General features: G+C 66.2%; 8 protein-coding genes. 6 read left to right on the top strand and 2 right to left on the bottom strand.

The features are described 5' to 3' along the window. Positions 1-87 precede the first annotated feature (87 nt). Positions 88-339 carry a DUF1488 family protein gene (locus AC1Q6V_RS34120; protein WP_010814281.1) on the bottom strand — a complete coding sequence of 84 codons (252 nt, stop codon included), beginning with the start codon at positions 337-339 and terminating at the stop codon, positions 88-90. A 226-nt stretch (positions 340-565) separates the two neighbouring features. Here AC1Q6V_RS34120 and AC1Q6V_RS34115 point away from each other — a divergent pair, with 226 nt between their 5' ends. The 3 genes from AC1Q6V_RS34115 to AC1Q6V_RS34105 all read left to right on the top strand — a co-directional run bounded on the left by AC1Q6V_RS34115 (position 566) and on the right by AC1Q6V_RS34105 (position 2278). Beyond that, positions 566-700 carry a hypothetical protein gene (locus AC1Q6V_RS34115; RefSeq protein WP_013957262.1) on the top strand — a complete coding sequence of 45 codons (135 nt, stop codon included), beginning with the start codon at positions 566-568 and terminating at the stop codon, positions 698-700. Further along, positions 697-867, top strand: a complete 171-nt coding sequence (locus AC1Q6V_RS34110) for a hypothetical protein (RefSeq protein ID WP_010814280.1) — start codon at positions 697-699, stop codon at positions 865-867. Before AC1Q6V_RS34115 ends, AC1Q6V_RS34110 begins: the two co-directional genes overlap by 4 nt. A gap of 160 nt (positions 868-1027) precedes the next feature. Beyond that, the gene (locus AC1Q6V_RS34105; protein ID WP_454751421.1) at positions 1028-2278 is read left to right on the top strand and encodes an MFS transporter; all 1251 of its coding nucleotides are present in this window, start codon (positions 1028-1030) and stop codon (positions 2276-2278) included. A gap of 99 nt (positions 2279-2377) precedes the next feature. On the opposite strand, the gene fabI is transcribed toward AC1Q6V_RS34105, so the two are convergent. Further along, complete coding sequence (gene fabI, locus AC1Q6V_RS34100) at positions 2378-3166, bottom strand: enoyl-ACP reductase FabI (RefSeq protein ID WP_010814278.1); 789 nt, start codon at positions 3164-3166, stop codon at positions 2378-2380. 211 nt (positions 3167-3377) lie between these two features. Between fabI and AC1Q6V_RS34095 the strand changes: the two genes are divergently transcribed. From AC1Q6V_RS34095 to AC1Q6V_RS34085, 3 genes are read left to right on the top strand one after another with little or no spacing between them, the layout of a single operon-like run. Next, positions 3378-5279 carry an extracellular solute-binding protein gene (locus AC1Q6V_RS34095; RefSeq protein ID WP_454751422.1) on the top strand — a complete coding sequence of 634 codons (1902 nt, stop codon included), beginning with the start codon at positions 3378-3380 and terminating at the stop codon, positions 5277-5279. A 39-nt stretch (positions 5280-5318) separates the two neighbouring features. Next, positions 5319-6368, top strand: a complete 1050-nt coding sequence (locus AC1Q6V_RS34090) for a microcin C ABC transporter permease YejB (RefSeq protein WP_010814276.1) — start codon at positions 5319-5321, stop codon at positions 6366-6368. After that, entirely contained in the window at positions 6365-7501 is a 1137-nt protein-coding gene (locus tag AC1Q6V_RS34085; protein ID WP_010814275.1) for an ABC transporter permease, read from the top strand. The genes AC1Q6V_RS34090 and AC1Q6V_RS34085 overlap by 4 nt, the downstream gene beginning before the upstream one ends. Positions 7502-7525 lie beyond the last annotated feature (24 nt).

The following is a 7525-nucleotide window of genomic DNA, read 5'->3' as shown; positions in this document are numbered from 1 at the left end:
CCCCCCCCCCCCCCCCCCCCCCCCCCCCCCCCCCCCCCCCCCCCCCCCCCCCCCCCCCCCCCCCCCCCCCCCGCTGCGTTTTTCCGGTCAGGAAATCGTGTAGGTGGTACGTTCCCCGGGGTTGTAGAGGTCCCTGGCCAGTTGCAGGATCTGGTCCCGATGATGGTCGAAGGTGGCGAGAAGGGCGGATTCTTCCGCGGCACCCTGGTGGCTCAGGCGCAGAAGGATTTCGTCAGTGACCTGAAAGGCCACTTCGCGCGCGTTGTCGTAGCCCCAGAAGCAAACGCAGTGCCGCGCCGCATCGTAGCTGCGGCTGGGATTGGGAAAATTCAGTGCCATTGCAGACTCCTGTCCGGTCACGGTACGCCGTGCGTGTTGGGCTTGCTGGCGCCAGCCGGTGCTGCCGCCCCCAGTATGCGCCTGTTTCCCGCAAGCTGGGCATGTGTCCCCGCGGCCTGCTGGAGCGCATGGCCGCGTTCTTCGCGAAAGATATTTCCTTCGCCGGCGATTTAGCGCGTATGCTGGGATTGCCATTATCTCCAGGCAAGCCATTCAGGAGCCCATCATGGCCAAGAGTCAACTACGCAGCAGCCGCGAAGCCAAGAAACCCAAGCAACCGAAAAAGCCATCCGTGCCGGCCTCACCCTTCAGCACGGTCCAGTTTCGCGGGCACGATGAGGTCGCCAAGAAGAAGAAATGACTGAGACCGACAGTGCAGGGGTCGTCTGGTCCCTTGTGTTCCTGGCCGCGTTGGTCGGGGTCTACGGCTACATCATCCGGGTGGGCATCCACCACAAGCCGGTGTTCGGCATAGCGAAGCACTCGCTTCGGTACTGGTGGCACCGGCTGGTCCACGTGACCAAGTAAGCAACGCCGGCCAGTCAGGCCGGCGCGGGCAAGATTTGCGGTTTTGCCGCACAATACAGCCTGCGCGCCGCACAGGAGCACGCTGGATCGATCAGAGGCGAGGGCACTGACCTCGCCCGTCAGCGGGCGGCATTTTGTTGAACATCCTGCAATCCTGTACATGGCCGCCCCACATGCACATTCCGCCGCGGATCCCGTCCGCGGCGCAGACACTTCCGTTTCTTCCCGCGATAGCAATCCATCCGGCCGCCTGCCGCTGCTGGCGCTCGGGGTCGGCAGCTTCGGCATCGGCACCGGCGAATTCGTCATCATGGGCCTGCTGCCCGATGCCGCCAGCGACCTCGCCATCTCCATCCCGCAAGCCGGCCACCTGATCAGCGCCTATGCGCTGGGCGTGGTCATCGGCGCGCCGCTGCTGGCGGTGCTGGGCGCGCGCTGGCCGCGGCGCAACCTGCTGATCGCGCTGATGGCGGTGTTTGCCGCCGGCAATATCGCCAGCGCGCTGGCGCCTTCCTATCTGTCGATGATGGTGGCGCGCCTGCTCACGGGTTTTCCGCATGGCACGTACTTTGGCGTGGCGGCGCTGGTGGCCGCCAGCCTGGTCCCGCGCGAACGGCGCGCGCAGGCGGTGGGGCTGGTGATGCTGGGCCTGACCACTGCCACGCTGGTGGGCGTGCCGATCGCCGCCACGGTCGGCACCTGGCTGGGCTGGCGCTCGGCCTTCGTGATTGTCGGTGCCCTCGGTGCACTGACGGCGCTGCTGGTGTGGCGGTGGGTCCCGTTCGTGCCGGCCGACCGGCGTGCCAGCCCGCTGCGCGAGCTGTCGGCGCTCAAGCGCAAGCAGGTCTGGCTGACGCTCGGTATCGGCGCGATCGGCTTCGGCGGCATGTTCTCGGTGTTCAGCTATATCAAGCCGACCATGCTCGAGCTGGCGCATATGCCGGCGGCGGGTATCCCGGTGGTGCTGGCCTTGTTCGGCATCGGCACGGTGGCGGGCAACCTTGCCGGCGCGAAGCTGGCCGACAAGGCATTGATGCCGACCATCGGCGGCGTGCTGGTGTGGGCGGCGCTGGTGCTGGGCGCCTTCGCCTTGACCGCGTCGCATCCCTGGCTGGCTGCCATCAATGTGCTGCTGGTGGGCACCACGGTGGCACTGGGCCCGGCCTTGCAGATCCGGCTGATGGATGTCTCCGGCGACGCGCAGACGCTGGCCGCGGCCCTCAACCACTCGGCCTTCAACATGGCCAACGCGCTCGGCGCGTGGCTGGGCGGGGTGACCATTGCCGCCGGCTACGGCTGGGAGTCCACCGGCTGGGTCGGCCTGCTGCTGGCGCTGGGCGGCCTGGTGGTCTATGCGTGGTCGATGCTGAGCATGGGCCGGCAGGGCGCGCCAGCCGCGGCGCAGGCGTGATGCAGGCGGACCTGCTGCGCACACAGGTCTGCAAGGAACAAAAAAAGGGGTGCCTCATCGGGCACCCCTTTTCATCCGCGGTCCGCTGGCGGGACGGGCTTACTCTGCGTCCGCGACGCTGGCGCCGACCACGTTGAAGCCGCCGTCGACATAGGTGATCTCACCGGTCACGCCGCTGGCCAGGTCGGACAGCAGGAAGGCGGCCACGTTGCCGACTTCTTCGATGGTGACGTTGCGGCGCAGCGGCGCGGCCTGCTCGAAGTGGCCGAGCAGCTTGCCGAAGCCCTTGATGCCCGAGGCGGCCAGGGTCTTGATCGGGCCGGCGGAGATGCCGTTGGCGCGGATGCCACGCGGACCGACCGACGAGGCCAGGTAGCGCACGCTGGCTTCCAGCGAGGCCTTGGCCAGGCCCATGGTGTTGTAGTTGGGAACCACGCGCTCTGCGCCCAGGTAGGTCAGCGTCAGCAGCGAGGCCTTGTCCGACAGCAGCGGCAGCGCGGCCTTGGCCAGCGCCGGGAAGCTGTAGGCGGAGATGTCATGGGCGATGCGGAAACCTTCGCGCGACAGGCCTTCCAGGAAGTCGCCGGCGATCGCCTCGCGCGGCGCGAAGCCGATCGAGTGCACCAGGCCGTCGAACTTATCCCAGCGCTGGCCCAGCGCGGCGAAGGTCGCGGCGATCTGCTCGTCGCTGCCGACGTCGCATTCGAACACCAGGTCGCTGCCGAATTCCTTGGCAAAGTCGCTGATCCGGTCCTTGAACCGTTCGCCGACATAGGTGAAGGCCAGTTCGGCGCCTTCGCGTTTGCACGCCGATGCGATGCCATAGGCGATCGACCGGTTAGAGAGCAAGCCGGTGATCAGGATCCGCTTACCTGCCAGAAATCCCATAAGTTCTCCAAGGTGGTGTATCAGGCACGCTTCGTGCGTCCGCCGTGCGGCCGTGCGCGTGCCTTTGCTGTCTTGCGGCCGTTTTTATTGCGCCGCGCAGAGGGAATGTCCGGATGGCTGGCGCCACCCCCGACGCATGTAAAATTGTCTCATACTTGGCCCGGCCGCAGAATGCCGGGCCCCACAGGTCATAGTGGAGGAATCCAACGGGATGCCTATTCAAGCACGTTGGCCGCTTCAGGCGGCATGGCAGTGCTTCCGGCGGGATGCAGTACTGCGCGGTTGGGTCGCAAGCGGGCTGGCGATGGCGCTGGCGGCGGGGGTCTCTCTCTTTTCAAATCCGGCGCTGGCGGCGCATGGCTTCGCGCTGCACGGGGACCTGAAGTACCAGGCGGATTTCCGGCATTTCGACTATGCCAATCCCAATGCACCCGCCGGCGGCACGCTGACACTCGCCAATCCGGACCGGCGCACCAGCTTCGACAAGTTCAATCCGTTCACGCTGAAGGGCACGTCGGCGCCCGGCCTGAACGCGCTGATGTTCGAGTCGCTGCTGATCAGCAGCGCCGACGAGAGCGCGAGCGCCTATGGCTTGCTCGCCGAGGACGTCACGGTGGCGCCGGACGAGCTCTCGGTCACGTTTACCATCCGGCCCCAGGCGCGCTTCACCAATGGCGACCCGGTGCTGGCGTCGGATGTCAAATATTCTTATGACATGCTGATGAGCAAGGCCTCGAGCCCGGGCTATCGCAGCATGTGTACCGATGTGAAGGCGGTGATCGTCGCCGGCGAGCGCACGGTGCGCTTTGAATTCAAGCAGCGCAACCGCGAGCTGCCGCTGATCGTAGGCTCGCTGCCGGTGTTCTCGAAGAAATGGACGGCCAAGGTTCCGTTCGAGAAGCTGACCTTCGAGCCGCCGGTCACCAGTGGCCCCTACCTGATCGAGCGCTATGACGCCGGCCGCGGCATCATCTTCCAGCGCGACCCGAAGTACTGGGGCAAGGATCTCGCGGTGCGCCGCGGCACCTTCAATTTCGCGCGCGTGGCCTACCGCCTGTACAAGGACGAGACCGCCAAGCTCGAGGCATTCAAGGCAGGGGAGTTCGACGCCATCGTCGAATACAAGGCCAAGAACTGGGCCAAGAGCTACCAGGGCACCCGCTTTCGCAACGGCGAGCTGCTGAAGACCGAGTTCCCGCACCGCAACGGTGCCGGCATGCAGGGCTTCGTGATGAATATGCGCAAGCCGGTGTTCCAGGACGTGCGCGTGCGCCAGGCCCTGATCCTTGCGCTGGACTTCGAATGGCTGAACCGGCAGTTGTTCTACGGCGCCTACAGGCGGCTGGACAGCTGGTTCTCCAACAGCGAGCTGGCCGCCAGCGCCACCTTCGATGGCCGGCCCAGCCCGGGCGAGCTGGCGTTGCTTGAGCCGCTGCGTGCGGAATTGCCGCCGGAGGTGTTCGGCCCGGACGTGGTCCAGCCCAGCACTGCGGCGCCGCGTTCGCTGCGCGACAACCTGCGCCAGGCACGGCGCCTGCTGGCCCAGGCCGGCTGGACCTATATGGATGGCGCGCTGCGCAACGCCAAGGGCGAGACGCTGGTGTTCGAGTTCCTCGACGACGGCGGCGCCATGAGCCGCGTCATCACCACCTATGTGCGCAACCTGGAGAAGCTTGGTATCCAGGTGAACCAGCGCACCACGGACTTTGCGCTGTACCAGAAGCGGCTGGAGGATTTCGACTTCGACATGGTGTCGATCCGCTTTCCCGACTCGCAAAGCCCCGGCAACGAGCTGCGCGACCGCTTTTCCAGCGAGGCGGCCGGCACGCCGGGCTCGGACAACCTGTTCGGGCTGAAGTCGCCCGTGGTCGACAAGCTGGTGGATAACGTCTTGCACGCCCATACCCGGCAGGAACTGGTCACCGCCGGGCGGGCGCTGGACCGGGTGCTGATGCATGGCTACTACATCGTGCCGAACTGGTACAGCGCATCGCACCGCGTGTCCTACCGCAAGACGCTGGCCTACCCGGAGCGCCTTCCCTATTACTACACGGCCGAAGGCTGGATCCTGAGCCAATGGTGGCGCACGGACCTGCAGCCGCAGGCACGCTGACGCGCCCGCCGCGAACAAGACAAGGAAGAGGACCGGCCGATGCTTGCCTACCTGCTCAAGCGCATTCTGCTGATGATCCCGACGTTGATCGGGGTCATCACGCTGACCTTCGTGGTGATCCAGTTCGTGCCGGGTGGCCCGGTCGAGCAGATGATGATGGAACTGAAAGGGCGGGGCGGTGCCGGCGAAGCCAGCGGCGGTGGCGCCGAATACCGCGGGCGGCGCGGCGTCGACCCCGAGAAGATCAAGGAGATCCAGGCCCTGTATGGCTTTGACAAACCGCCGCTGGAGCGCTACTTCCTGATGCTCAAGCGCTTTGCCCAGTTCGACCTGGGCCAGAGCTATTTCCAGCACCGCAGCGTGTGGGAGCTGGTCAAGTCCAAGCTGCCGGTGTCGGTCAGCCTGGGTTTGTGGACCTTCTTCCTGACCTACCTGATATCGGTGCCGCTGGGCATTTCCAAGGCCATCCGCGCGGGCAGCCGCTTTGACGTGGTGACCAGCATCATCGTGCTGGTGGGCTATGCCATCCCCGGCTTCGTGCTGGGCGTGCTGCTGCTGGTGCTGTTCGGCGGCGGCACCTTCGTGCAGTGGTTCCCGCTGCGCGGGCTGACCTCCGACAACTGGGAGCAGCTCTCGCTGATGGGCAAGGTGATGGACTACCTGTGGCACCTGGTGCTGCCGATCACGGCATCGGTGGTGGGCAGCTTCGCGGTGGTCACCATGCTGACCAAGAATGCCTTCCTTGAGGAAATCCGCAAGCAATACGTGCTGACCGCGCGCGCCAAGGGCCTGGGCGAGCGCCGCGTGCTGTGGAAGCACGTGTTCCGCAACGCGCTGATCCCGCTGGTGACGGGATTCCCGGCCGCGTTCATCGGCGCCTTCTTCACCGGCTCGCTGCTGATCGAGACGCTGTTCTCGCTCGACGGGCTGGGCCTGCTGTCCTATGAGGCGGTGCTGCGGCGCGACTATCCGGTGGTGCTGGGCACGCTCTACCTGTTCACGCTGATCGGGCTGGTCACGCGCCTGATCTCCGATGTCTGCTACGTGCTGGTGGACCCGCGCATCCATTTCGAGGGCTTGCACCGATGAAACTGTTCACGCACGCGGCCCCCAACGGGCTGCCGCATTCGCCTTCGCCGCGCCAGCGCGCCTGGCAGCGCTTTCGCCGCAACCGGCGCGGCTACTGGAGCCTGGTGATCTTCGTGGTCATCTTCGTGCTGAGCCTGGGCGCCGAGCTGCTGTCCAGCAACCGGCCGCTGGTGGTGCACTACAAGGGCGAATGGTATTTCCCCATCGTCAAGGTCTACCCGGAAACCACCTTCGACGGCGATTTCGCCACGCCCGCGGACTACCTCGATCCGTATATCCGCGACCGCATCACCACCAACGGCAACTTCGCGGTGTTCCCGCTGAACCATTATTCGTACGACTCGCTCAACTACTTTGCCAAGGAGCCCAACCCGGCGCCGCCGTCGGCAGAGAACTGGCTGGGCACCGACGACCGCGGCCGCGACATCCTGGCCCGGCTGCTGTACGGCTTCCGCGTGTCGGTGCTGTTCAGCCTGGCGCTGACCGTGATCGGGGTGCTGGTGGGCACGCTGACCGGGGCGCTGATGGGCTTCTTCGGCGGGCGCTTCGACCTGTTCTCGCAGCGTGCCATCGAGATCTGGAGCTCGATGCCGGAGCTGTACCTGCTGATCATCTTTGCCTCGATCTTCGAGCCCAGCCTGGCGCTGCTGATCATCCTGCTGTCGCTGTTCGGCTGGATGGGCCTGTCCGACTACGTGCGCGCCGAGTTCTACCGCAACCGCTCTCTCGACTACGTCAAGGCCGCGCGCGCGCTGGGCCTGTCCAACGTGCAGATCATGTGGCGCCATATCCTGCCCAACAGCCTGACCCCGGTGATCACCTTCCTGCCGTTCCGCATGAGCGCCGCGATCCTGGCGCTGACCAGCCTGGACTTCCTCGGCATGGGCGTGCCGCCGACCACGCCCAGCCTGGGCGAGCTGCTGGCGCAGGGCAAGGCCAACCTGGATGCGTGGTGGATTTCGCTGTCGACCTTCGCGGTGCTGGTGGTCACGCTGCTGCTGCTGACCTTCATGGGCGACGCGCTGCGCGATGCCTTCGATACCCGCCTGGGCCTGGCGGCGCTGCGCGGCCGGGTCGAACCCAAGATCCCGGCCGGCGCGCCGACCGGGGCGGCACCGGAGGCCACGCCATGACCGCGGTGTCTCCCGTGATCCAGC

The organism is Cupriavidus sp. GW823-FHT07B10 (assembly GCF_058794355.1).
The sequence above is the reverse complement of the archived record's forward strand: the minus strand, read 5'-3'. Positions and strand labels throughout refer to the sequence as shown.

Bases quoted from the DNA above. Each gene is read 5' to 3' on its own strand.
- AC1Q6V_RS34120 (WP_010814281.1), bottom strand. From the start codon at position 339: ATGGCACTGAATTTTCCCAATCCCAGCCGCAGCTACGATGCGGCGCGG.
- AC1Q6V_RS34115 (WP_013957262.1), top strand. From the start codon at position 566: ATGGCCAAGAGTCAACTACGCAGCAGCCGCGAAGCCAAGAAACCCAAG.
- AC1Q6V_RS34110 (WP_010814280.1), top strand. From the start codon at position 697: ATGACTGAGACCGACAGTGCAGGGGTCGTCTGGTCCCTTGTGTTCCTG.
- AC1Q6V_RS34105 (WP_454751421.1), top strand. From the start codon at position 1,028: ATGGCCGCCCCACATGCACATTCCGCCGCGGATCCCGTCCGCGGCGCA.
- fabI (WP_010814278.1), bottom strand. From the start codon at position 3,166: ATGGGATTTCTGGCAGGTAAGCGGATCCTGATCACCGGCTTGCTCTCT.
- AC1Q6V_RS34095 (WP_454751422.1), top strand. From the start codon at position 3,378: ATGCCTATTCAAGCACGTTGGCCGCTTCAGGCGGCATGGCAGTGCTTC.
- AC1Q6V_RS34090 (WP_010814276.1), top strand. From the start codon at position 5,319: ATGCTTGCCTACCTGCTCAAGCGCATTCTGCTGATGATCCCGACGTTG.
- AC1Q6V_RS34085 (WP_010814275.1), top strand. From the start codon at position 6,365: ATGAAACTGTTCACGCACGCGGCCCCCAACGGGCTGCCGCATTCGCCT.